The sequence below is a fragment of the Pseudomonas sp. SA233 genome, assembly GCF_054792385.1.
In genome coordinates this window covers 3,303,460-3,326,172 of the sequence record NZ_CP096449.1, presented here as the reverse complement: position 1 = coordinate 3,326,172, position 22,713 = coordinate 3,303,460, and the positions used below count along the sequence as shown (strand labels likewise).

Annotated in this window: 18 protein-coding genes; 7 read left to right on the top strand and 11 right to left on the bottom strand. The window is 62.6% G+C overall.

Annotated elements, in window-relative coordinates; translation table 11 throughout:
* Window positions 1-870 precede the first annotated feature (870 nt).
* Together M1D87_RS15385 and prpR are read right to left on the bottom strand one after the other, a co-directional pair.
* Window positions 871-2,021 (bottom strand): IS3 family transposase gene (locus M1D87_RS15385; RefSeq protein WP_421091582.1). Its coding sequence is split into 2 segments (ribosomal slippage): window positions 871-1,784 and window positions 1,784-2,021, totalling 1,152 coding nucleotides; the frame shifts between segments, so codons are not numbered across the junction.
* A 481-nt stretch (window positions 2,022-2,502) separates the two neighbouring features.
* The gene (gene prpR / locus M1D87_RS15380) at window positions 2,503-4,455 is read right to left on the bottom strand and encodes a propionate catabolism operon regulatory protein PrpR (protein ID WP_090342431.1); all 1,953 of its coding nucleotides are present in this window, start codon (window positions 4,453-4,455) and stop codon (window positions 2,503-2,505) included.
* Between the two features lie 202 nt (window positions 4,456-4,657).
* On the opposite strand from prpR, the gene M1D87_RS15375 reads away from it, so the two are divergent.
* The 7 genes from M1D87_RS15375 (at window position 4,658) to M1D87_RS15345 (ending at window position 11,833) form a co-directional block, all read left to right on the top strand.
* Window positions 4,658-5,716, top strand: coding sequence for a phosphotransferase family protein (locus tag M1D87_RS15375; protein ID WP_015270462.1), 1,059 nt, complete (start codon window positions 4,658-4,660; stop codon window positions 5,714-5,716).
* Window positions 5,713-6,069, top strand: a complete 357-nt coding sequence (lvaB, locus tag M1D87_RS15370) for a 4-hydroxypentanoyl-CoA kinase subunit LvaB (RefSeq protein ID WP_015270461.1) — start codon at window positions 5,713-5,715, stop codon at window positions 6,067-6,069. Before M1D87_RS15375 ends, lvaB begins: the two co-directional genes overlap by 4 nt.
* Window positions 6,070-6,122: 53 nt before the next feature.
* Window positions 6,123-7,295 carry an acyl-CoA dehydrogenase family protein gene (locus M1D87_RS15365; RefSeq protein WP_015270460.1) on the top strand — a complete coding sequence of 391 codons (1,173 nt, stop codon included), beginning with the start codon at window positions 6,123-6,125 and terminating at the stop codon, window positions 7,293-7,295.
* A complete protein-coding gene (locus M1D87_RS15360) occupies window positions 7,295-8,062 on the top strand; it encodes an SDR family NAD(P)-dependent oxidoreductase (protein ID WP_015270459.1) in 768 nt (255 codons plus the stop codon). Before M1D87_RS15365 ends, M1D87_RS15360 begins: the two co-directional genes overlap by 1 nt.
* 83 nt (window positions 8,063-8,145) lie before the next feature.
* Window positions 8,146-9,798 (top strand): acyl-CoA synthetase, encoded by a 1,653-nt coding sequence (locus tag M1D87_RS15355; RefSeq protein WP_043936168.1) that lies wholly within the window; start codon window positions 8,146-8,148, stop codon window positions 9,796-9,798.
* Between the two features lie 56 nt (window positions 9,799-9,854).
* Window positions 9,855-10,178, top strand: a complete 324-nt coding sequence (locus M1D87_RS15350; protein WP_015270457.1) for a DUF485 domain-containing protein — start codon at window positions 9,855-9,857, stop codon at window positions 10,176-10,178.
* Window positions 10,175-11,833 carry a cation acetate symporter gene (locus M1D87_RS15345; RefSeq protein ID WP_015270456.1) on the top strand — a complete coding sequence of 553 codons (1,659 nt, stop codon included), beginning with the start codon at window positions 10,175-10,177 and terminating at the stop codon, window positions 11,831-11,833. The genes M1D87_RS15350 and M1D87_RS15345 overlap by 4 nt, the downstream gene beginning before the upstream one ends.
* A gap of 49 nt (window positions 11,834-11,882) precedes the next feature.
* Here M1D87_RS15345 and M1D87_RS15340 read toward each other — a convergent pair whose 3' ends face one another.
* The 9 genes from M1D87_RS15340 to M1D87_RS15300 form a co-directional block, all read right to left on the bottom strand.
* Window positions 11,883-12,035 carry a hypothetical protein gene (locus M1D87_RS15340; RefSeq protein WP_043935652.1) on the bottom strand — a complete coding sequence of 51 codons (153 nt, stop codon included), beginning with the start codon at window positions 12,033-12,035 and terminating at the stop codon, window positions 11,883-11,885.
* Window positions 12,036-12,101: 66 nt separating this feature from the next.
* The gene (locus tag M1D87_RS15335) at window positions 12,102-13,010 is read right to left on the bottom strand and encodes an NAD(P)-dependent oxidoreductase (RefSeq protein ID WP_015270455.1); all 909 of its coding nucleotides are present in this window, start codon (window positions 13,008-13,010) and stop codon (window positions 12,102-12,104) included.
* A 53-nt stretch (window positions 13,011-13,063) separates the two neighbouring features.
* Complete coding sequence (locus M1D87_RS15330; RefSeq protein WP_015270454.1) at window positions 13,064-14,443, bottom strand: aspartate aminotransferase family protein; 1,380 nt, start codon at window positions 14,441-14,443, stop codon at window positions 13,064-13,066.
* A 96-nt stretch (window positions 14,444-14,539) separates the two neighbouring features.
* Complete coding sequence (locus tag M1D87_RS15325; protein ID WP_015270453.1) at window positions 14,540-15,793, bottom strand: aspartate aminotransferase family protein; 1,254 nt, start codon at window positions 15,791-15,793, stop codon at window positions 14,540-14,542.
* 45 nt (window positions 15,794-15,838) lie between these two features.
* Window positions 15,839-17,263, bottom strand: a complete 1,425-nt coding sequence (locus M1D87_RS15320) for a gamma-aminobutyraldehyde dehydrogenase (protein WP_015270452.1) — start codon at window positions 17,261-17,263, stop codon at window positions 15,839-15,841.
* Window positions 17,264-17,342: 79 nt separating this feature from the next.
* The gene (locus M1D87_RS15315; RefSeq protein WP_015270451.1) at window positions 17,343-18,674 is read right to left on the bottom strand and encodes an APC family permease; all 1,332 of its coding nucleotides are present in this window, start codon (window positions 18,672-18,674) and stop codon (window positions 17,343-17,345) included.
* A gap of 12 nt (window positions 18,675-18,686) precedes the next feature.
* Window positions 18,687-19,844, bottom strand: a complete 1,158-nt coding sequence (locus M1D87_RS15310; RefSeq protein ID WP_015270450.1) for an iron-containing alcohol dehydrogenase — start codon at window positions 19,842-19,844, stop codon at window positions 18,687-18,689.
* A 194-nt stretch (window positions 19,845-20,038) separates the two neighbouring features.
* Window positions 20,039-20,914 carry an alpha/beta fold hydrolase gene (locus tag M1D87_RS15305; protein ID WP_003257190.1) on the bottom strand — a complete coding sequence of 292 codons (876 nt, stop codon included), beginning with the start codon at window positions 20,912-20,914 and terminating at the stop codon, window positions 20,039-20,041.
* Complete coding sequence (locus M1D87_RS15300) at window positions 20,911-22,437, bottom strand: flavin-containing monooxygenase (RefSeq protein ID WP_043935650.1); 1,527 nt, start codon at window positions 22,435-22,437, stop codon at window positions 20,911-20,913. Before M1D87_RS15300 ends, M1D87_RS15305 begins: the two co-directional genes overlap by 4 nt.
* Between the last annotated feature and the right edge of the window lie 276 nt (window positions 22,438-22,713).

Genomic DNA, 22,713 nt, shown 5'->3' with positions numbered 1-22,713 from the left:
TATTAAACCAGTAATCGCACAAGGCCATCATCTTGTAACATTAGGGAGGTGGTCTTTGGCCTTTTAACCCTCTGATGCGACTTGGTCAGGATGAGGTAATCTCGTACTCATCGTTGAAGCACCCTTCGCCCAGTCAGGTAGCCGAGGAACTGCAGGACCAACAATCTAAATCAGTTGGTTATGATGCGGCCCTCCACGCGATGATAGCGGGGCTGTTGGGAGAGCCGATGACGTATCTACTCCGAGTAGTGGATTCGTACCTATGCTACCAGAGCGAGGGCAGCCCAACCGCATCGACCACATTTTGAACTCCCAGGGTACTCCCAAGGAGAATGAGGGAGGAGGACCAGCAAAAGGTTAATAATCAAATTAGAGCTCAGTTCCGGTTTATGCAGTCATGTCAGAATGGAGATTGATGTGAGTTTAGAACAAGTATTTGATAGTCTTAGCAAGCCAGTCATGCAGGCCTCGCCTTTGATTGCGTCCATATCGGTAAAAGGTTTGTTTGGGCTTTATAATTATGATCTCCCCGCTAGTGGTCTATTCTCTAACGCTGCAATTCTATATGGAGACAATGGTGTCGGGAAGAGTACCCTTCTCCGGTTAGTGTTTCATCTGCTCTCTCCAGGGCCAAGAAATGGCCACAGACAGGCGCTATATGACGCAGAATTTGACGAGCTGAGTGCGGCGCTCGCAAATGGAGTGACTGTTCGAGCTAAGAGACAACTGACGAGGAATCGACTTGCATCTGGAGAGCATTTAAAAAAACTAGTTCTTACCGTAGAGCGTGACACTGCAATCCTTGCGCTCTGGGAGTTTGTTCCCAGAAATCACCGGGCGGATACTACCGACTGAATCGCCCCTGGTTTCCTAGACACTCTCCAAGCTCAGAAAATAGCGTTTCTCATACTCTACTGGCGACAGCTGCATAGCACTGCTGTGTCGACGCTTGGGGTTATAGAACATCTCGATGTAATCGAAAATATCACTTCGGGCTTCGTCACGCGTTGCGTAGATCTTTCGTCGGATTCGCTCCCGCTTCAAAAGCTGGAAAAAGCTCTCGGCTACGGCATTGTCGTGGCAGTTTCCCCTTCGGCTCATGCTGCTGATCACATTGTTGGCTTTCAGGAAGCTTTGCCAATCTGAACTACTGAACTGACTGCCTTGGTCTGAGTGAATCATCACTTGCTGCTGTGGCTTGCGTCGCCACACGGCCATCAGCATGGCGTCGATGGCTAGGTCGCTGCTCATCCTGGGCTTCATTGACCAACCAATGACTTGGCGAGAGAACAGATCCAGCACTACCGCCAGATACAGCCACCCTTCGTAGGTGCGGATGTAGGTGATATCGGTCACCCAGACCTTATTCGGCTCACTGACCTTGAACTGCCTGGCCAGATGGTTGGGCGATGCCGCTTTTGGTTTTCCGCCATAAAACCCAGTACGACGGCGATAGCCCGTTTGCGAACGCAGCCCCTCTGCCTGCATCAAGCGACCGACTCGATTTCGCCCACAGATCTCTCCTAGCTCTCGCAGGTCATCGTGAATCTTGCGATAGCCATACACGCCGCCGCTTTCTAACCAGGCCTGCTTGATCAAGCCAAGCAGGCGCTGATCTTCTTTGGCTCGGGCAGATTGAGGCTCGGCCAGCCAAGCGTAGTAGCCGCTGGGATGCACCTTGAGGGTTTGGCAAAGGCGACGCACTGGGTAATCCGTCGAGTGCTTGTTGATGAAGGCGTACTTCAGCCGCACTCCTTGGCAAAGTACGCGGCGGCCTTCTTTAATATGTCTCGCTCTTCTGTCACCCGCTTGAGTTCAGCGCGCAGCTTGCGCAGTTCAGCCTGCTGATCATTGTCTTGCTGACGCTGCTCTTGGGGCTTGCTGTAGACCTTGATCCAGGCGTAAAGGCTGTGCACGGACATGCCCAGGCGCTGGGCGACCTCGGCGACAGGGTTGCCTTTTTCGGTCACTTGCTTGACCGCTTCGATCTTGAATTCTTCGGGGTAACGCTGACGACTCATGGCACCTCCTATTTGGGCCTCATTATGAGGCTTGGAGGTGTCTACGAAACCAGGGGCGATTCAACTGTTCAGCTGAATGTCCGTAGTTGGCCGATTGCTGCCGCTCTCCACAGGCAGCTTTGGGTCGAAAGCGGTCAGTCGCGTCCAGACCGGCTGAATATGCACATCGCGAAAACGCACCTCCGGACGCCATACTGTCCTACTCCGACTGCTCCGACTGCATCAGCATGGTCCTCAGGCGACTGAGCAAGAATGCCGGACGATACAGTACACCGCGCATAGTCGCCGGATCTGATAGAGGGCAAGCGCTCGCAGAATGAGTATCTCAGGTAACTAAACAGGTTGAGCGCCCCCACAACAAAATCGCTAGCAACCCGGCGATGTACGTCGAGCCAGTCAGTTGGCGGATGATTAGACGGTATCGGGCCTTGAGACTGTCCAACCAGACGTCATGGGTTGAACATGGGATTGGGGCTTTCATTCAATTGGCAGATCGCAAGCGCCGCCACAAGGTTGTGCGGCTGATGCCGAGACGGCGGGCGGCTTCGTCGAGGTTGCCGTGGCAGCTTTCCAGCGTTTCCTTTACATGGCGCAGTTGCGCGATCTTGCCGATGGTGTGCAGGTCCGTTTCGCCTGGCGACTTTTTCCGGGCGGGTGAACGGGGAGGGCCTTCGCACAGTTCAGGTAGCACGCGTGCCAGGTACTGCTCTTTCAAGCGGTGTTCCTCAAGCAGTTCGCGTGCCGAGAGCATCGCGCGCTCGATCACATTCTCCAGTTCCCGGACATTGCCCGGCCAGGCATAGCGTTCAAGGTACGGCAGCAGCGCGGCGGGGATGTCTGCAGCTCCCGGTGGTTGCCCCTGAACAAGCAGGCGCTGGCTAATGACCCGGCAGATCAGGGCAATGTCCTCAGGGCGCTCTCGCAGCGGGGTGGTCTGCAGACGCAGGATGTTGAGCCGGAAATACAGGTCGGTACGGAAATCGCCATCGTCCATGGCGCTGCGCAGGTCCTGGTGGGTGGCGGCAATGATGCGCACGTCGATGGCAATCGGTTCGGTGCTGCCCAGGCGCAGGACTTCGCGCTCTTGCAGCACGCGCAGAAGGCGTGTTTGCAGCGAAACCGGCATGTCGCCGATCTCGTCGAGGAACAGCGTGCCGCGGTGTGCCGCTTCGAACAGGCCTGGCTTGCCACCTTTGCGCGAGCCGCTGAAGGCGCCTTCCTCGTAGCCGAACAATTCACTTTCCAACAACGACTCGGGAAACGCCGCGCAATTGATGGCGACAAAGGGGCCCTGCCGGCGTGGGCTTTCGTTATGGATTCCCTGGGCGAGCAGTTCCTTGCCGGTGCCGCTTTCACCGGTAATCAGGATGGTCGAATGGCTGGTGGCAAAACGCTTGGCCAACTGCAGCATCTCGCGGTTGGCCTTGCTGTTGCCGTTGAGCTGGTCGAGCCGGTAACGGGCAGTGAACGCACCGGGGCGGCGGGTGGATCGGATGCGCTGGTCGGCACGTTGCACAACAGTGATGTCCTGGCAGGTCAGGACCAGGCCGGTACGTTCGCCGTTCTCCAGGATAGGCAGTAAATTGCTCACCACGACGTGCGAGCCGAGCCGCATCACACGGTTTTCTTCACCCGTGCCTTCCTGCAGCGCCTGCTGCATGTCCAGTTCCGGGCACAGCTGCTGCAGCGGCCGGCCCAACGCTGCGCTAACCGGCAGGTCCAGCAGCTGCGCAAGGGCCGGGTTGAGCGACTGCACCACGCCTTGGTTGTCGACCGCTGCAACGCCGGCGGGGATATGCCGCAGCACGGCATTCAGATGCCGCCGTTTGGCGATCTCGACGCGCTGAGTGTCGAGAATGCCCAGGGCTTCCTCCAGCGCTTTGCGCGCGGTTTCTTCGCTCAGCGACAGCACGCCATGCAGCCCTGCCTGCTCCGCCAGCCCCACCACCGTCGACGAGCCGATGATGCTGCGACAGCCTAGCTGGGCCGCCTGTTCGACGGCCTGGCGGGCCTCTTCCAGGGAGGTGTAGGCGGCCTGGTGAACCTGGACGGTGAAGAGCGCGGCCATGGCTTGCAGGTCGTGGTTGATGTGGTTGTAGCTGAGCACGGCCACTTGGGAGGAGCGTTCGCGGGCCTGCCCCAATGCCCGTAGCAGATCGCCGCTGCCCACGCGCATCGCCAGTACCGGGCGTGTCAGGTGTTTGCGCAGGTAGGCGGCGGTCGCCCCGGCGCAGACGAACACATCGACCTTACCTGCCTGCTCCAATTCTTGGGCGGTCTGCAGTGCTTCAGCCACCGAGGTGTCGAGGACTTCGATACGGGTATCGGGGTAGTCCGTCGTGAGCCCGGCCACCACATGGGCGAGCCGGCTCCGTTGTTGGGGGCGCTGCAAGTGGCTGATCAACACGACGACCTGGGAGGCAAGAGCATCCATCACGGGGCCTATTCATATTTGAAATGTTTCGATATTGAATCAATACCTTGCAAATATGCAACGAGCAGCCTGACTTTCGCTCGGCGGTGAGGCGTCAGAACCCAGGCTGTATGCGGCCTGTGGCTGACTTTTGAAGAGTTGGCCCAGGCCTTGCTCTTGGGCTTGTGCCAACCCAGAAACCAAAGGCAGGGCCTACAGACCCATGAGCAGTTCACCAACGATTTCCCCGGCCAGCGATACGTTCGCGGCCATGACTGACGATCACCGCCTGGCCGAGTTCATCCGAGAGCAGGCCTCGGCAACGCGGGTGGTCATCCAGGCGCGCAAGCGCCTGAGCGGCGGTGCCATCCAGGAAAACTGGCTGCTGGACCTGCTGATCGAAGGCGGCCCGTGGGCTGGTGTCCGGCGTTGGGTACTGCGCAGCGATGCGCTTTCAGCGCTACCCGCCAGCCTTGACCGTGAACAGGAGTTCGCCGTGCTGCAGGTGGTTTACCAGGCCGGCGTGAAAGTGCCACGCCCGCTCTGGCTGTGCCGCGATGTGCGCGTGCATGGGCGGGTGTTCTTCGTGATGGAGTATGTGCCGGGTAGCGCTACCGGCCGCGCGCTCAGCACCGGCGCCGGTCCTCAGGGCCGGGCGCAACTGGCGGCGCAGCTTGGCGCCAACCTGGCGCGTCTGCATCAGGTCCGCCCGCCGTGCGCCACGCTGGGCTTCCTGTCCGTTCCGGACAGCTCGCCGGCCCTGGCGACCATCGACGCCTACCGCCGCTACCTCGACACCCTCGCCGATGCCTATCCGGTGCTGGAATGGGGCCTGCGCTGGTGCGAGCTGCATGCGCCGCGCAGCAGCACCCTGTGCTTGTTGCACCGTGACTACCGCACCGGCAACTACCTGGCCAGCGAAGAAGGGCTGGAGGCCGTGCTCGACTGGGAGTTCACCAGCTGGGGAGATCCTTGCGAGGACCTCGGCTGGTTCACCGCCCGCTGCTGGCGTTTTACCCGTCCAGACCTCGAAGCCGGCGGCATTGGCCAGCTGGAGGATTTTCTGCGTGGTTATCACGAGGTGTCTTCGCTGTGCATCGAACGCAGTCAGCTGCACTACTGGCAGGTCATGGCCACCCTGCGCTGGGCAGTCATTGCCTTGCAGCAAGGGCAGCGCCATCTGTCCGGTGAAGAACCGTCGCTCGAGTTGGCACTGACAGCCCGGCTGTTGCCGGAGCTCGAACTCGACATCCTGCACATGACTGGAGCCGAAGCGCCATGACCCAACCCAACGCCCACCAATTGCTCGAGATCGCCCGCGCGACGCTTCTGGAGCAGCTGTTGCCAGCGCTGCCCGGCGAGTTGCGTTACCCGGCCTTGATGATCGCCAACGCCATGGCCATTGCGGCCCGCGAAAGCCGCCTGGGTGCTCAGGCCGAGGATCAGGAGCAGGCGCGTCTGGTCGCCTTGGTCGATGACGCGCCGTCGACATTGCCCGACCTGCGCCGCCAACTGGCTCGCGCCATTCGCCAGGGCAGCCATGACGCCCCGCAAACCCGGCGCACCCTGGTCGAGACATTGCGCCAGATCACCGTTGCCCGATTGGCGATCAGCAACCCCAAGGCCTTGCCCTGAAACTGCATCGACCACCCCATTCCTCCGATAGACAAGAACACACAAGGACAGCCATGAACTTCACTCTCCCGGACGAACTGCTCGCCTTGCAGGCCAAGACCCGAGACTTCATTGCCGAACAGGTCATCCCGTTCGAGAACGACCCCCGCCAGGACAGCCATGGCCCCAGCGACGCCCTGCGCCAGGACCTGGTGGCCCGCGCCCGCGCCGCCGGCTTGCTGACGCCTCACGCCAGCCGCGAAATGGGCGGCCTGGAGCTGAGCCATGTGGCCAAGGCGATCGTTTTCGAAGAGGCCGGTTACTCGCCGCTGGGCCCGGTAGCGCTGAATATCCATGCGCCGGACGAAGGCAATATCCACCTGATGGACGTGGTCGCCACCGAGGCGCAGAAGGACCGCTGGTTGCGCCCGCTGGTCCAGGGCCATGCCCGTTCGTGCTTCGCCATGACCGAGCCTGCTCCGGGCTCCGGTTCGGATCCGTCGATGCTGCGTACCACTGCCACCCGCGATGGCGACGACTATCTGATCAATGGCCGCAAGTGGCTGATCACCGGGGCCGAAGGCGCGGACTTCGGCATTATCATGGCGCGCATGGAGGATGGCACCGCGACCATGTTCCTGACCGACATGAAGCGCGACGGCATCATCCATGAACGTCAGCTGGACTCGCTGGACGGCTGTTTTACCGGTGGTCACGGGCAGCTGCGTTTCGACAACCTGCGTATCCCGGCGAGCGATGTCCTCGGCGAGATCGGCAAGGGCTTCCGTTATGCCCAGGTGCGCCTGGCGCCCGCACGCTTGACTCATTGCATGCGCTGGCTCGGTGCCGCGCGCCGCGCCCACGACATCGCCTGCGACTATGCGCGCACCCGTGACGCCTTCGGCAAGCCGCTGGGCGAGCACCAGGGCGTGGGCTTCATGCTCGCCGACAACATGATGGACCTGCACGTGGTGCGCTTGGCGGTCTGGCACTGCGCCTGGGTGCTCGACCAGGGCCGGCGTGCCAATGTCGATTCGAGCATGGCCAAGGTGATCAGCGCCGAGGCGCTGTGGCGGGTGGTCGATCGTTGCGTCCAGGTATTGGGTGGCCGCGGGGTGACCGGGGACACCGTGGTGGAGCGGATCTTCCGCGACATTCGCCCGTTCCGCATCTATGACGGTCCGAGCGAAGTGCACCGCATGAGCCTGGCGAAGAAGCTGCTCGACCAGCGCCTGGGGGCCCACTGATGCAGCCGAACCTTGTCCGACTGTTCGCCCTTGACGGGCGCCGCGCCCTGGTGACCGGGGCCTCCAGCGGCCTGGGCCGTCACTTCGCCATGACCCTGGCCGCTGCAGGCGCCGAGGTGGTGGTGACCGCCAGGCGCCAGGCGCCGCTGCGGGCGTTGGTGGAGGCCATCGAGGTGGCTGGAGGGCGGGCGCAGGCCTTTGCCCTCGATGTGACCAGCCGTGAGGACATCTGCCGGGTGCTCGATGCCGCCGGCCCGCTGGATGTCCTGGTCAACAATGCGGGGGTGAGCGACAGCCAGCCTTTGCTGGCCTGCGATGATCAAACCTGGGACCACGTGCTCGACACCAACCTCAAGGGCGCCTGGGCCGTGGCCCAGGAAAGCGCCCGGCGCATGGTGGCGGCGGGGAAGGGGGGCAGCCTGATTAATGTCACCTCGATCCTCGCCTGCCGTGTGGCCGGTGCCGTAGGCCCTTACCTGGCGGCCAAGGCCGGCCTGGCCCACCTGACCCGCGCCATGGCGCTGGAGTTGGCGCGCCATGGCATCCGGGTGAACGCCCTGGCGCCCGGCTACGTGATGACTGATTTGAACGAAGCCTTCCTGGCCAGCGAGGCCGGTGACAAGTTGCGTTCGCGTATCCCCAGCCGACGCTTCAGCGTGCCGTCGGACCTGGACGGCGCCTTGCTGCTGCTCGCCAGCGATGCTGGGCGGGCGATGAGCGGCGCCGAGATCGTGGTCGATGGCGGCCATCTGTGCAGCAGCCTGTAACGCGCCCTGGCGCAATAATAACAAGAACAGGAGGTAGGTATGTGCGTGCAAAACCTGAGCAAAGTGTCGATGAGGTGTCTGCCATGATGGTTCCAACCCTCGATCACGAGCTTGCCCCCAACGAAGCCAACCATGTGCCGCTGTCGCCGCTGTCGTTTCTCAAGCGGGCCGCACAGGTATATCCGCAGCGAGATGCGGTGGTCTATGGTAGGCGGCGTTACAACTATCTTCAGTTGCACGAGCGCAGCCGTGCTCTGGCCAGTGCCCTGGAGCGGGTCGGTGTGCAACCGGGCGAACGGGTGGCGATACTGGCCCCGAACATCCCTGAAATGCTCGAAGCCCACTATGGCGTGCCCGGTGCCGGGGCGGTGCTGGTATGCATCAACATTCGGCTCGAGGCACGCAGCATCGCCTTCATCTTGCGGCACTGCGCGGCCAAGGTATTGATCTGCGACCGCGAGTTCGGTGCCGTGGCCAGTCAGGCGCTGGCCATGCTCGATGCGCCGCCCTTGCTGGTGGGCATCGACGATGATCAGGCCGAGCGCGCCGACCTGGCCCACGACCTGGACTACGAAGCGTTCCTGGCCCAGGGCGACCCCGCGCGACCCTTGAGTGCGCCACAGAACGAATGGCAGTCGATCGCCATCAACTACACCTCCGGCACCACGGGGGACCCCAAGGGCGTGGTGTTGCATCACCGCGGCGCCTACCTAAACGCCTGCGCTGGGGCGCTGATCTTCCAGTTGGGGCCGCGCAGCGTCTACCTGTGGACCTTGCCGATGTTCCACTGCAACGGCTGGAGCCATACCTGGGCGGTGACGTTGTCCGGTGGCACCCACGTGTGTCTGCGCAAGGTCCAGCCTGATGCGATCAACGCCGCCATCGCCGAGCATGCCGTGACTCACCTGAGCGCCGCCCCGGTGGTGATGTCGATGCTGATCCACGCCGAGCATGCCAGTGCCCCTCCGGTGCCGGTATCGGTGATCACTGGCGGTGCTGCCCCGCCCAGTGCGGTTATTGCGGCGATGGAGGCGCGTGGCTTCAACATCACCCATGCCTATGGCATGACCGAAAGCTATGGCCCCAGCACATTGTGCCTGTGGCAGCCGGGGGTCGACGAGTTGCCGCTTGAGGCCCGGGCGCAGTTCATGAGCCGCCAGGGTGTCGCCCACCCGATGCTCGAGGAGGCCACGGTGCTGGATACCGATACCGGCCGCCCGGTTCCAGCCGATGGCCTTACCCTTGGCGAGCTGGTGGTGCGCGGCAACACCGTGATGAAAGGCTACCTGCACAACCCAGAGGCCACCCGGGCCGCATTGGCCAATGGCTGGCTGCACACGGGCGACCTGGCCGTGCTGCACCCGGACGGTTACGTGGAAATCAAGGACCGGGCCAAGGACATCATCATCTCCGGTGGCGAGAACATCAGTTCGCTGGAAATCGAGGAAGTGCTCTACCAGCACTCAGAGGTGGTTGAGGCGGCGGTGGTGGCGCGCCCGGACTCGCGCTGGGGTGAGACACCCCATGCGTTCGTCACCTTGCGCGCTGATGCGCTGGCCACGGTTACGGAGGCCGACCTGATCCGCTGGTGCCGTGAACGCCTGGCGCACTTCAAGGCGCCGCGGCATGTGTCGCTCACGGAACTGCCCAAGACCGCCACCGGCAAGATCCAGAAGTTCGTCCTGCGCGAGTGGGCCCGGCAACAGGAGGCGCAGACCGCCGACGCCGAGCATTGATCGAGCTGCAACAGCTGCACACCCCATAACAACAAGTACATTGAGCGAGGTGTCCCATGTCCAGCCTGTTATACGCGCGCGTTCGCGCCAGTGCCCGGTTCCAGCAACTGGTGACGCGCAGAAACCGTTTTACCCTGAGCCTGTTCGTGCTGATCCTGGCCTTGTTCTATGGCTACATCGCATTGGTATCGTTCTGGCCCGAGCTGATCGCCAGGCGCCTGGTCGAGGGGTCGAACATGACCTTCGGCGTCGCGGCCGGCGCTTTCCTGTTCGTGTTCTTCTGTGCGCTGTCGGCGTTCTATGTGTACCGGGCCAATGGCGAATTCGATCGCCTGACGCAGACGCTGGTCGCCGGGCTGGAAGAGGAGTGGGGCGCATGAAGAAACTACTGCCTCTGGCTTTGTTGCTGCACTCCGGCCTGCTGTTGGCTTCGCCTGCGCTCGGCGCGGGCCAGCGTCAGCCGCTCAACCTGCATGCGATAGGCATGTTCATGGTGTTCGTGCTGTTCACCCTGTGCATCACCTGGTGGGCAGCGCGGCGCACCCGCTCGACGGCGGACTTCTACAGTGCCGGTGGCGGCATCCTGGGCTGGCAGAATGGCCTGGCGCTGGCCGGTGACTACATGTCCGCCTCGACGCTGTTGGGGATCACCGCGCTCATCTACACCTCCGGCATGGACGGCTACATCTACCTCATTGCCTTCTTCGCGGGCTGGCCGGTGTTGCTGCTGTTGATGACCGAGCGGCTGCGCAACCTGGGCCGCTTCACCTTCGCTGACATCACTTCGTACCGCCTCGACCAGGGCAAGGTGCGCACCATGGCCGCCATCGGTTCGCTGACCGTGGTGTGTTTCTACCTGGTGGCGCAGATGGTCGGGGCCGGGCAGTTGATCAGGCTGCTGTTCGGCCTGGACTATCACATCGCCTTGGTGATCGTCGGTGCGCTGATGATGCTGTATGTGACCTTCGGCGGCATGGTGGCGACCACCTGGGTGCAGATCATCAAGGCATTCCTGCTGCTGGTGGGCGGCTCCGTGGTGCTGTTCCTGGCGATGCGCGAATTCGACTTTAGCTATGACACCCTGGTCAGCAAGGCCATGCACACCCATGCCCTGGGCGAGCGCCTGCTGGCGCCCGGCAGCCTGCTGGCTGACCCATTGACAGCGCTGTCGCTGAGCCTGGGGCTGGTGTTCGGCACCGCCGGGCTGCCGCATATCCTGATGCGCTTCTTCACCGTCAGCGATGCCCGGGAGGCACGCAAGTCGGTGCTCTATGCCACCGGGTTCATCGGCTACTTCTTCAATGTCATTTTCCTGCTGGGCCTGGCGTCGATCGTGATCGTCAGCCAGCAGCCGCAGTTCTTCGAAGGCGGGCAGGTGGGTGGCAAGCTGGTGGGCGGGGGCAACATGGTGGTCATGCACCTGGCCCAGGCTGTAGGCGGCAACCTGCTGCTGGGCTTTTTGTCTGCCGTGACCTTCGCCACCATCCTGGCCGTGGTGTCAGGCCTGGCCCTGGCCGGGGCGTCCGCCATCGCCCATGACCTGTATGCGCGGGTGATCATGAAAGGCGCGGCCAGCGAGGCCCAGGAGCTGCGGGTGACCAAGCTGGCGACCCTGGGCCTTGGCCTGGTGGCGATAGCCCTGGGCATCGTGTTCGAAAACATCAACGTGGCCTTCATGGTCGCGCTGGCCTTTGGCATCGCCGCTTCGGCCAACTTCCCGGTGCTGTTCCTGTCGATGTTCTGGTCGGGGTTGACCACGCGCGGCGCGTTGGCCGGTGGCTACGTGGGGTTGGTCAGCGCCATGGGCTTCGTGGTGTTTTCCAAGCTCGTGTGGGTGGATGTGTTGCACTTTCCCGAGCCGCTGTTCCCTTATACCCAGCCTGCGCTGTTCTCCATGCCGCTGGCGTTTGCGGTGGCGTATGGCGTTTCCCGGCTAGACCGGACTGCGCGAGCCAAGGCAGAAAGGGCGGCGTTCGCCGACCAGTTCGTAAGGGGCCAGACCGGCCTTGGTGCCAGCGGTGCGGTCGATCATTGATTACCTGCGGCCGCTGGCGGATGCGTGCCAGCGGCCAGGTGAAACCTCGTTAATACCCCCTGAAAATCTCGCCGATGCTGGTGATCGGATGCCCCATGCGCTGCGCCGCCGCTCGGTTGACGAGAGAAGGCCTGGGGGCAAGCAGGGCACTCAGGAAAACGGCCAGCGTCAACACGGCCAGTAGAAAACCAAATCGGCGCATATGATCCTCCAGCGATTTTTATTGTTGTTGTCTTCAGGTTCGATCCGAAAGGCCAGTATCACGCGGTTAGTGCCCGGGCGCTTTGTCGTGGGCGAATGACAGGGTGATGGCTGCAATGTCCTGGTTGCCATAGCCCATTGATGCCGCGCGCTGCGCGACTTGGCATACCGCGTCGAACACTGGCGTCCAGGCCCCTTGTGCATGCAGGGATTGGGCAATGTGCGCGAAGGCATCTACATGTACATCGAGCCTCGCCTGGTCGCCTGCGAAATCCTGCGCTTCGAGCCGGCGTGCCGCTTCCTCGAGTGCGTCGGCGACGAAAAAGCGTGACGTGTCGAGCAGGAGCCTGGCTGTCTTCGAAACCGACAGGCCAAACCGTTCGCTCGCACCCACGGCCTCGAAGAACGCAACCATCGCGGCAAACGCATGGGCGTGGAGCACGCTCGCGAAGGCCAATGCTTCGCCCCAGGGAAGGAACACCGTATGGCCGGCGAGCCCTTCAAGCAGCGACCGGTGCTGCTCGAAGGCCTCACGATCGCCGGTATGAATACTGTGGCTTTCGCGATGGCCGACGTTGCGCGGGTAGGCCACGATCATCCCTTTGACGTAATGGCCGCCCGCCCGATTGACGAGGCCCTGAAGCGCCGGTCCCTCGTCCTGGGCGTTGGTGGTGTAATCGACGATCGTACGGTTGGCCAGTGCATGCATCACACCTGGCATCCCGAGCACCTCGTGGGTCGCGTGGTTGTCCAGGAGCACGAAGATCGTGGCCGGGCTTGCAACCAGCGCGGTTTCAACGCTGTCGCACAGGTGAGCGCCAGCGGCGACGAGCGACGCAGCCTTGCCGGGTGATCGATTCCAGATCGCCACGCGTTTGCCTTGCTTGAGCAACGCGTGTGCCATGAGCGTTCCCATCGCACCGAGCCCGACCACGGACACATCAAACTCGAAACTTTCATCATTTTGTTCGCGCACGTTCAAAGCCTCTTGATGTTGTTTTATGTGATGCCCCACGGGAGAGCCTTTGCTCACCGCAGGTTCTGCGATCGGGCCCAGTCCGTTGCATCAGCCAACGTGCGCTCGAAGGCGCTGAAGATCGCTTCGATGTCGCCCTGCGTGGTAATCAACGGCGGGCAGAACGCGATCGTGTCGTAGAGGGCGCGAATGATCAGCCCATGCTTGTGGGCCTGTGTGAACACGTAGCCACCCAGTGCACCTGGCTGGGCGAACGGTTGGCCGGTGGCCTTGTTCGCAACCAGTTCGATCCCGCCCATCAGCCCGACGCCTCGGACGTTGCCGACCAGCGGGTGGTCTTCGAACGTGCGCAGGTGGCGCTGGAACATGGGGGCCAGGCGCTGGACATGGCCAACCAGGTCGCGCTCTTCGATGATGCGGATGTTTTCCAGCGCAACCGCGGTGGCGACGGGGTGGCCCGTGCAGGTCAGGCCATGGGCGAATGCCCCCAGGCGCTGGCTCTGGCTCACCAGTACATCGTTGATGGCATCGGACACCACCACGGCCGCCAGCGGCTGGTAGGAAGAGGTGAGCTGCTTGGAGAGCACCATGATGTCGGGCTGGATGTCGTACAGCTGAGCCCCGAACATCGTGCCCAGCCTGCCAAAACCGGTGACGATCTCGTCGATCACCACAAGAATGTCGTAGCGCCTGCACACTGTCTGGATCGCCGCCCAGTAGCCAGTGGGAGGAGGGATCACGCCGCCCGCTGCGATCACCGGTTCGCCGACGAAGGCGGCAATGCTTTCCGGCCCTTCGGCGAGGATGTAGCGCTCCAGTTCGTTCGCCAGGCGGGCCGAAAAGGCTTCCTGCGTTTCCCCTGGCCGGGCGAACCGGTAGAAGTTCGGGCACGTCAGATGGTGAACCGGGATGGCCGGCAGGTCGAAGTCGCGATGAATCGAGGGGATGCCGGTCAGGCTCCCGGCAGCGATGGTGGCGCCGTGATAGGCCTGCTGGCGAGAGATGAATTTCTTCTTGTGCGGTTTGCCCAGCGCGTTGTTCACGTACCAGAGCATCTTCACCACCGAGTCGTTGGCTTCGGAGCCTGAATTGGTGAAGAAAACATGGTTCAGGTCGCCCGGCGCCAGCTCGGCCAGCTTGGCGGCGAGCGCCGCCGCCGGGGCGTTGGTCTTGTGGCTGAAGCTGTGGTAGTAGGGCAGTTGCCTGAACTGCTCGACGGCGGCGTCGACCAGGCGCTTTTCACTGAAGCCCAAGGCAACGCTCCACAGGCCCGACATCGCCTCGATGTAGGCGTTGCCTTGCTCATCGAAGACCCGCACGCCGTCGCCGCCGGCGATCACGAGGGGGCCGATTTCCTGGTGCTGCGCCAGGTTGGTGTTGGGGTGTATGAATGAAGCCAAGTCATTCTGGATGGTTGAAGTGACGTTGCTCATTGGTGTGATTTCCTGCCACGGACGGGTTGTCGACTGCACGCGATGAGCCTGCATGCGGCGCTGTATCGATACAGGCCGCACCGCAGGCCCGTGCAGTTACTGGCTAAACGCTGCCGCGACCGATTCGCCGAAGGCTTTCAGGCCTTCTTCGAGCTGGTCGGTCGGGGTGTTCACCGGTGGCATCAGCTTGATGATTTCGCCGTTCGGGCCGCAGCGGTCGACCAGCACACCCGCCTGCAGCACACGCTGCTGGGCATCCTTGGCGAATGCGACGTTGCCGCGACCGAAGTCGATGCCGGCGATCATGCCGCGACAGCGCGCGGAGGCGACGCCAGGAATTTCCGCGAAACCGGCGACCGCGCGCTCCATGGCCGCGCAGTTGGTGGCCAGCAACTTCAGGAACGACTCATCGCGCCAATAGCCGAGCGCGATCTGGGCCGTCAAGAAGGCCAGTTGATTGCCGCGGAAGGTGCCGATGTGATCGCCCGGTTGCCACACATCCAGCCCGGCGCGAATCAACACGATCGCCATCGGCAGGCCGAAGCCGCCGATCGATTTGGCGCAGGTGATCAGGTCTGGCACCACCCCGGAGCGCTCGAAGCCGAAGAAGTCGCCGGTGCGCCCGCAGCCGGCCTGGATTTCGTCGCAGATGAGCAACACGCCGTGATCGCTGGTCCACTTGCGCAAGCGTTGCAGCCATTCGTTGGAAGCCGGGTAGACGCCGGCCTGGATCTGCACGGACTCGACGATCACCGCCGCCGGTAGCTCCGAGCCGCTGCCCTGGTCGTTGGCCAGGCGCTCGAGGAAGCCAATGCTGTCGAATTCGCCGTAGGGGCTGTCTTCGTACGGCACGAACACCACATCGGTGGAAAGCCCAGGGCCACGGCGAGTGCGGTTGCCGGTGACGGCCAAGGCGCCGGCGGTCATGCCGTGGTAAGCCCCATAGAACGAGACGACCTTGGTACGCCCCGTCGCCTTGCGCGCCAGCTTCAACGCCGCCTCGACGGCGTCGGCACCGGTCGGGCCGGTGAACTGCACCTTGTAGTCCCAGCCGCGTGGCTTGAACAGGTCGCGCTCGATCGCTTCGAGAAACTGGCGCTTGGTGGTGGTGTGCAGGTCGAGGGCGTGGGTCACGCCGTTGGACGACAGATACGCGATCAAGGCATCGCGCATGCGCGGGTCGTTGTGGCCATAGTTCAGGGCGCCGGCGCCAGCGAAGAAGTCCAGGTACTCGCGGCCGTCTTCACCTCGGATCTTGCTGCCTTGGGCGGTATCGAACACCAGCGGCAAGTCACGGCAGTACATCCGCACGTTGGACTCGAGCCTTTCGAATGTCTCGATGTTGTTCATGCAAACCTCTTGAAAAATGATCTGGGCTATCTGGGTCGTGGGCGGTCAGTGCTTGAACATCACGTGGCGAACCACGGTGTAGTCTTCCAACCCGTACATCGACAGGTCCTTGCCGTAGCCGGACAGCTTCACGCCACCATGGGGCATTTCGCTCACCAGCATGAAGTGGGTGTTGACCCAGGTGCAGCCGTATTGCAGGCGAGCGGCCAGGCGATGGGCGCGACCCACATCGGCGGTCCATACCGACGAGGCCAGGCCGTAGTCCGATTCATTGGCCCATGCCAGTGCCTGGGCTTCGTCTTCGAATGGCGAAACCGTCACCACCGGGCCGAAGATTTCACGGCACACTACCTCGTCCTCCTGCGTAGCGCCGGCCAGGACCGTCGGCTCGAAGAAGAAGCCGCCGCCCGCAGCGCGCTTGCCGCCGGTGACCACCTCAATGTGAGGCAGTTCCTTGGCACGGTTCACGAAGCCCTCGACACGCTCCAGGTGCTCTTGGGTGATCAGCGGGCCCATCTCGGTCGCCGGGTCATCCTGAAGCCCGCACTTGATGCTGGACACGGCTTCGCCGAGCTTGCGCACGAACTCCGGGTACACCGCCTTCTGCACATAGAGGCGGCATGCGGCGGTGCAGTCCTGGCCGGCGTTGTAGAAGCCGAAGGCGCGGATGCCTTCGACGGCGGCGTCGATGTCGGCATCGTCGAAGATCAACACCGGTGCCTTGCCACCGAGCTCCATGTGCATGCGTTTGACGCTGTCGGCGGTGCCTTCGATGATACGGCTGCCGGTGCGCACGGAGCCGGTCAGCGACACCATGCGTACCTGGGGGTGGCTGGTCAGCGGCTCACCCACCGAGGCGCCGCGACCGTGCACGATGTTGACCACACCGGCGGGGAAGATGTCGGCGAGCAACTCGCCCAGTTTCAAGGTGCTCATCGGCGTGTGTTCCGACGGCTTGAGCACGACGGTGTTGCCGCCGGCCAAGGCTGGGCCCAGTTTCCAGGCTGCCATCAGCAGGGGGTAGTTCCACGGCGCGATGGAGGCGACCACGCCCACCGGGTCGCGGCGGATCATCGAGGTGTGGCCCGGGATGTACTCGCCCGCCGCCGAGCCCTGCAGGCAGCGCACGGCACCGGCAAAGAAGCGGAACACGTCGGATACGGCAGGCAGTTCATCCTGCAACACGGCGGTGAACGGCTTGCCGCAGTTGTCTGCCTCCAGGCGGGCAAACACCGGCGCCTGGGCGTCGATGCTGTCAGCGAGCTTGAGCAGCAGTGCCGCGCGGTCCTTGGGCGGCGTTTGCGACCAGGCGTCGAAGGCCGCATCCGCGCTTTGCACCGCGGCATGGACCTGGGCACGGCTGGCTTCGGTGGTCTGTACCAGGACGCTGCCCAGGGACGGGTTGTACACGTCGAGGTTTTCGCCTTCGCCGGCCACCAGGGCACCGTTGATCAAGAGTTTGGTTTGCATGTCGATTCTCGCCATTGAACGGCAAGGCCATGGCCTTGCCTTGTGGTTGTCGTCAGGGCATTCGATTGGAAGGTGGCCGCTACGCCAGCGCGTCAGGCACTGGGTTGCGGAAGAAGCTGGTCCGGCAGGCGAGGTAAACCGCGCCCAGGGCGAGCCAGCTACAACCCATGATCAGTGCGTCTTTATCCAGGCTGGCCAGCATCCAGCCGGCCGTGACCAGGCCGATGAGTGGGAAAAGCACGCCGTGCAGCAGGCCGGCCCCGTCCTTGACGCGTGCGTCAAAGGTGAGCCGCAACGCGCAGAGGTTGACGGCGGTGAAGGCTAGAAAAGCGCCGAAATTGACCAGGGACGTCGCGGTGGCGATCGTCAGGCCAAAACCTGCGGTGCCGAAAATGCCGCAGAGCAGGATGTTGAAGACCGGGGTCTTGTAACGAGGATGCAAGGCCCCGAATAGCTTGCGTGGCAGTTGGTTGTCCCGGCCGAGGGCGTACAGCAGCCGGCCCACGCTGGCCTGGAATGACATGCCTGCGGCGAAGTGGGCGATGATGATCCCCGCCAGGACCACGACGAAGAACAGGTCGCCGCCGATCATGCGGGCTATCTCGAAGGCAGCCCCGTCCACGAACTCGAATGTGGGGGAGGGGTGCGCCAGGTACATGAAGTACGAGGAGCCGACGTAGACCGAGCCGCCGATCAACGCGACCAGCAGGATGGCGCGCGGCAGTGTGCGGCCCGGGTCGCGGGTTTCCTCGCTGAGCGTGGACAGCGCGTCAAAGCCCAGGAACGAGTACGCGGCGATGGCGGCGCCGGCCATGCTGGTGGCGAAGGGCACGTTCTGGTTGAAGAACGGCTTGGCCGACAACAGCCCGCCAGGGCCGTTGGCCGCGACAATGTAGTGCACGCACAGGCCGATGAACACGACGATGATGGCCAGTTGCGCGACCATCAACAGCACGTTGAAACGGTTGGCAACCTGGATGCCCAGCACGTTCAGCAGCGAGGTGGAGACGATGAACCCGATGATCCACACCCACTGCGGCACTTCTGGAAACGCCATGTTGAGGTAGCTGGCACCGAGCAGCCAGATCAGCATGGGGATGAAGAAGTAATCGAGCAGGGCGGCCCAGCCCACCATGAAACCGAGGTTCGCGCTCAGCATCTTGCGGGTATAGGTGTAGGCTGAACCGGCCACCGGGAACACCCTGACCAGCCGGCCATAGCTCAACGCCGTGAACACCACGCCGGTCGCCGCGATCAGGTAGGCCATCGCCGTGGTGTTGCCGCTGGCCTGGGTAATCACGCCATAGGTGCCGAAGACGATCAACGGCGCCAGGAACGCCAGGCCGAACAGCAGTACCGAAAACGGACCCAGGGTGCGCTTCAGCGAAGCGCTAGGGATTGATTCGCTCATGACTGACATCCCTCACGCTACGAAGTGGTAAGCAGTGGCGACGATTTCACGGTAGGTCTCGACGGTCATTTCCTTGGCATTGCTGGCGTCGGAGAAGTTTTTCTTCGACTTTTCAGCGATGGTCAGGAAGTCTTCCTCGCGCACGCCCTTCACCTCGGCGAAGCGGGGGATGCCCAGATCCTTGCTCATCTGGAACAGGTAACCGACAGCGGCCTCGGCGGCCTCGGCCGGCGAGAGGTTGGGGTCGATCCCGAGCGCATAGGCGACCTGGGCGTGGCGGGTGATGTCGGCATCGCGGTTGTGACCGAACACGAAGGGCAGGAAGATCGCGTTGCCCACGCCGTGCGGTGTGTCGTACATGCCACCGATGGCTTCGGAGATGCAGTGCACGCTGCCGACGTCGGCGTTCCCGAAGGCCATGCCGGCGATCAGACTAGCCACCAGCATCTGCTGGCGGGCGTGCAGGTTGCCAGGCTCCAGCACGGCGGGCTTGAGGTGTTGGCTGATCAGGCGGATGGCGTGCAGCGCCAGGCCGTCGCTGATCGGGTTCGCCATGCGACCGGTGTAGGCTTCGATGGCGTGGGTGAGGGCATCCATGCCGGTTGCGGCGGCAATCGACGAAGGCAGCGTGTCGAGAATATGGGCGTCGAGCAGTGCCAAAACGGGCCCGACCCGGTAATCCTGGACGCTCATCTTGAAATGGCGGACGGTGTCGGTGATCACCGCGAAGCAGGTCACTTCACTGCCGGTGCCGGCGGTGGTCGGGATGGCGACGATAGGTGGAATGGCATGCTTAAGGGTGAAAGAACCCTCGTAGTCTTCGATCCGGCCCTCGTGGGTCAGCAGCAGGCTGATGGCCTTGGCCGCGTCCATCGCGCTGCCGCCGCCGATGGCCAGGAGGCCCTGGATACCTTTGCCGCGGTACAGCTGTGCCGCGCGGTTGATGTCTTCGCTGCGAGGGTTCGCCTTCACGTCCGCGATTTCGTCGAACGAAATGCCCGACCTTTCCAGGCTGGCGTAAACGCTGTTCAGCAGCCCGGCGGCCTTGACCCCGGCATCCGTGACGATCAGAACGTGCTTGAGCCCCAATTCACGCAGATGCTCGCCAGTGCGCTCACGCAGGCCTGGCTCCATCACGACTTTGGTGGGGAGTAAGAACTTGAATTCCATACGTACCTCTTGCTCAGTTGTTGTCGTTGTTGAACGGGCAGTGGAGGAGCATCGCGCCAGGCCGTCGTCGCGGCTCAGGTGTGCTTGAAACTGGAATGTTGTTGTTTTGGGTTTGGGTTAAGCCTGTTGCGAGAAACCTCTGGTGGAATAAAAAGAGGGGCGGCCAAGCAATCCGCCCCTAAATGGAAACGGTGTTAGCGCATGTGCCCTGCCAGCAGGGAAAGCAGTGTGCCCGACAGGCACGTTGGGAAGTCATGCCCCATCCCAGGCAACAGCACCAGGCTCGACTGGCGAATCGCCGCGGCCGTGGCGAAGCCTCCGGTGGTCGCGACCATGAGGTCTTTGTCCCCGTGGATGACCAGCGTGCTGCAGCGAACCCGCTGCAGCTCCTGGGTGCGGTCTCCAGAGTTGATGATGGCGCCGATCTGCCGGGCGGTGCCGAGGTTGCTCACCTCGCCGCCGCCGCGCTCCCAGGCCTGCGTGGCGTAGTTGCGCAGGGCTTGCTCGTCGCATTCGAGGGGCGAGCCGATCAGTCGCATGATGTCCACGTAGTCCCGAACGCTTTCCTGCTGGTTGCGCGGCGGGCGGCGCAGTAGTTGGAAAAGGGCTTTGAGCGCGGGCTGGCCGACGCGCAGCGAGCCGGTGGTCGAGAAGATCGAAGTGAGCGTCCTGACGCGCTCGGGGTACCGGGCCGCGAGGGTCTGGGCGATCATGCCGCCCATCGACATCCCCACCACGTGCGCCGTTTCCAGGTTCAGGCCGTTCATGAGCCCGATCACGTCGTTGGCCATGTCGCCCAGGTCATAGCCGGGAGTGCGCTTGCGCAGGAACTGCTGCATGGCCGTGGGAGGTACCACGTCGGTGAAGAACGATCGGCCCGAGTCACGGTTGTCCAGCGTGATGACGCGGAACCCGCGCTCGACCAGGCCGGCGATGATCGGTTGCGGCCAGTAGGTCAATTGCAGCCCCAGGCCGACGATGAGCAGGACCGCCGGGGCGTCGTCATCGCCGTGAGTGCGATAGCAGAGCTTGCGCTCCCCCGGTAGCTCGCAGAAGCGATCGGCGCTCATCGACGGCTACCTTGTTGCTGCAGCATGACACCAGCGTGCAAAGGCGCGTTGGGCACTGTGGTGAACGAGAGGCACTTGTCGGCAACGTTGCCCCGACGCAGCAGTTTGACGTCGCGGAAGTAGTCCATCGACATCACCCAGGGCTCACGCGGCCCTTGGCGCGGCATGCTGTCCAAGGCGCGTTGCACGTAGCCGGCGCCAAAGTCCAGCAAGGGGCGGGTTTCGATACCGGCTGGCGCCTTGGGTTCGCAGACGTTGTGGCCCTGTTTGTCCATGAAGCCCAGCAGGCGACAGAAATGATCGCACAGCAGGCACACTTTCAAGGTCCAGGACGAGTTGGTGTAGCCCACGGCAAAGGCGAAATTGGGCACACCAGAGAGCATCATGCCTTTATAGGCCAGGGTTTCGCTGAGTATCACCGGTCGGCCGTCCTTGTGCAGGGTGATGCCGCCGAACAGCTGTACGTTCAGCCCCGTGGCGGTGACGATGATGTCGGCCTTCAGTGTCTTGCCCGATTTGAGCAATACTCCGGACTCGGTGAACCGCTCGATGTGATCGGTGACGATGTCGGCTTTGCCTGCGCTGATGGCTTTGAACAGATCGCCTTCGGGGACCGAACACAAGCGCTGGTCCCAGGGGTTGTAGGGCGGGTTGAAATGTACGTCGACCGGGTAGTCTTTGGGCAATTCCTTGCGGGTCAGCCACAGCAGCAGCTTTTTCGAAAGCTTGGGGAAGCGTTGGCAGAATGCCCAGAAAGCCAGGGTGATCTTGGCGTTCTTGTAGCGTGTCAGGGAATAGGCGGTTTGCGCAGGCAGGATTTTGCGCAGAAACGCTGCAACGGAGTCTTTGGCGGGCTGGTTGATGATGTAGGAAGGGGTGCGCTGCAGCATGGTGATGCTGGCGACCTTGTCCGCCATCGCTGGAATCAAGGTTACCGCCGTTGCACCGCTGCCGATGACGACGACACGCTTGCCCGTGTAGTCCAGGTTTTCCGGCCAGTGCTGGGGATGAATGATCTGTCCCTTGAACGCCTCCGTGCCCTCGAAGCGTGGGCTGAACCCTTGGTCATAGCGGTAGTAACCGCCTGCACTGAACAACCAGCGGCACTCGATGATGCGGGTTTCTGCCGTGTGACCATCCTCGACGCTCACTGCCCAGAGCCCTTTATCGCTCTGCCAGTTCGCCGAAACGACTTTCTGCCGGTACTGGATGAAGGACGCCAGTTCATATTCGTCGATGGCTTCTCGCAGGTATTCGAGAATGTCTGCGGCGTCCGCCAGGGACTTTGCCTTGGTCCAGGGCTTGAAGTCGAAACCGAAGGTGTACAGGTCCGAGTCGGAGCGAATGCCAGGGTAGCGGAACAGGTCCCAGGTGCCGCCCATTCGTTCGCGGGACTCGAGAATCGCAAATCGTTTGTGCGGCTGATGACGCCGCAGGTAGGCTGCCGCACCAATGCCAGACACACCGGCTCCCATGATCAAAATATCGAGCGGCTCAACCGGAAGAGCAGTGTGAGAGGACATGTCGCCTCCTATTGTTGTGTTATAGAGACTTGGTCAAATGACTTGATCGTTTGGCAAGAATAGGATTGGCAACGCAGGCGGATCAAGGTGCGAAATGCACCAGGTTTCTATTGGTTTGGGATGATTTGCACCATCGCGCCATGGCGCGGGGGCAGTTCTCTCAAGAAAGGGAGAGGCAAGGAGGGGGCAGGCTGGGGCAGTCGCCCGGTATGAGAAAGGCGGGAAGGTAAGCCAGGTTGATGGCTAGTCAGTACCGATCGCGCCGTACTGAAGCAC

Coding starts and splice junctions, on each gene's coding strand:
- prpR (WP_090342431.1), bottom strand. CDS start 4,455: ATGGATGCTCTTGCCTCCCAGGTCGTCGTGTTGATCAGCCACTTGCAG.
- M1D87_RS15300 (WP_043935650.1), bottom strand. CDS start 22,437: ATGTCCTCTCACACTGCTCTTCCGGTTGAGCCGCTCGATATTTTGATC.
- M1D87_RS15360 (WP_015270459.1), top strand. CDS start 7,295: ATGCAGCCGAACCTTGTCCGACTGTTCGCCCTTGACGGGCGCCGCGCC.
- M1D87_RS15365 (WP_015270460.1), top strand. CDS start 6,123: ATGAACTTCACTCTCCCGGACGAACTGCTCGCCTTGCAGGCCAAGACC.
- M1D87_RS15345 (WP_015270456.1), top strand. CDS start 10,175: ATGAAGAAACTACTGCCTCTGGCTTTGTTGCTGCACTCCGGCCTGCTG.
- M1D87_RS15350 (WP_015270457.1), top strand. CDS start 9,855: ATGTCCAGCCTGTTATACGCGCGCGTTCGCGCCAGTGCCCGGTTCCAG.
- lvaB (WP_015270461.1), top strand. CDS start 5,713: ATGACCCAACCCAACGCCCACCAATTGCTCGAGATCGCCCGCGCGACG.
- M1D87_RS15310 (WP_015270450.1), bottom strand. CDS start 19,844: ATGGAATTCAAGTTCTTACTCCCCACCAAAGTCGTGATGGAGCCAGGC.
- M1D87_RS15325 (WP_015270453.1), bottom strand. CDS start 15,793: ATGAACAACATCGAGACATTCGAAAGGCTCGAGTCCAACGTGCGGATG.
- M1D87_RS15375 (WP_015270462.1), top strand. CDS start 4,658: ATGAGCAGTTCACCAACGATTTCCCCGGCCAGCGATACGTTCGCGGCC.
- M1D87_RS15315 (WP_015270451.1), bottom strand. CDS start 18,674: ATGAGCGAATCAATCCCTAGCGCTTCGCTGAAGCGCACCCTGGGTCCG.
- M1D87_RS15330 (WP_015270454.1), bottom strand. CDS start 14,443: ATGAGCAACGTCACTTCAACCATCCAGAATGACTTGGCTTCATTCATA.
- M1D87_RS15355 (WP_043936168.1), top strand. CDS start 8,146: ATGATGGTTCCAACCCTCGATCACGAGCTTGCCCCCAACGAAGCCAAC.
- M1D87_RS15340 (WP_043935652.1), bottom strand. CDS start 12,035: ATGCGCCGATTTGGTTTTCTACTGGCCGTGTTGACGCTGGCCGTTTTC.
- M1D87_RS15320 (WP_015270452.1), bottom strand. CDS start 17,263: ATGCAAACCAAACTCTTGATCAACGGTGCCCTGGTGGCCGGCGAAGGC.
- M1D87_RS15305 (WP_003257190.1), bottom strand. CDS start 20,914: ATGAGCGCCGATCGCTTCTGCGAGCTACCGGGGGAGCGCAAGCTCTGC.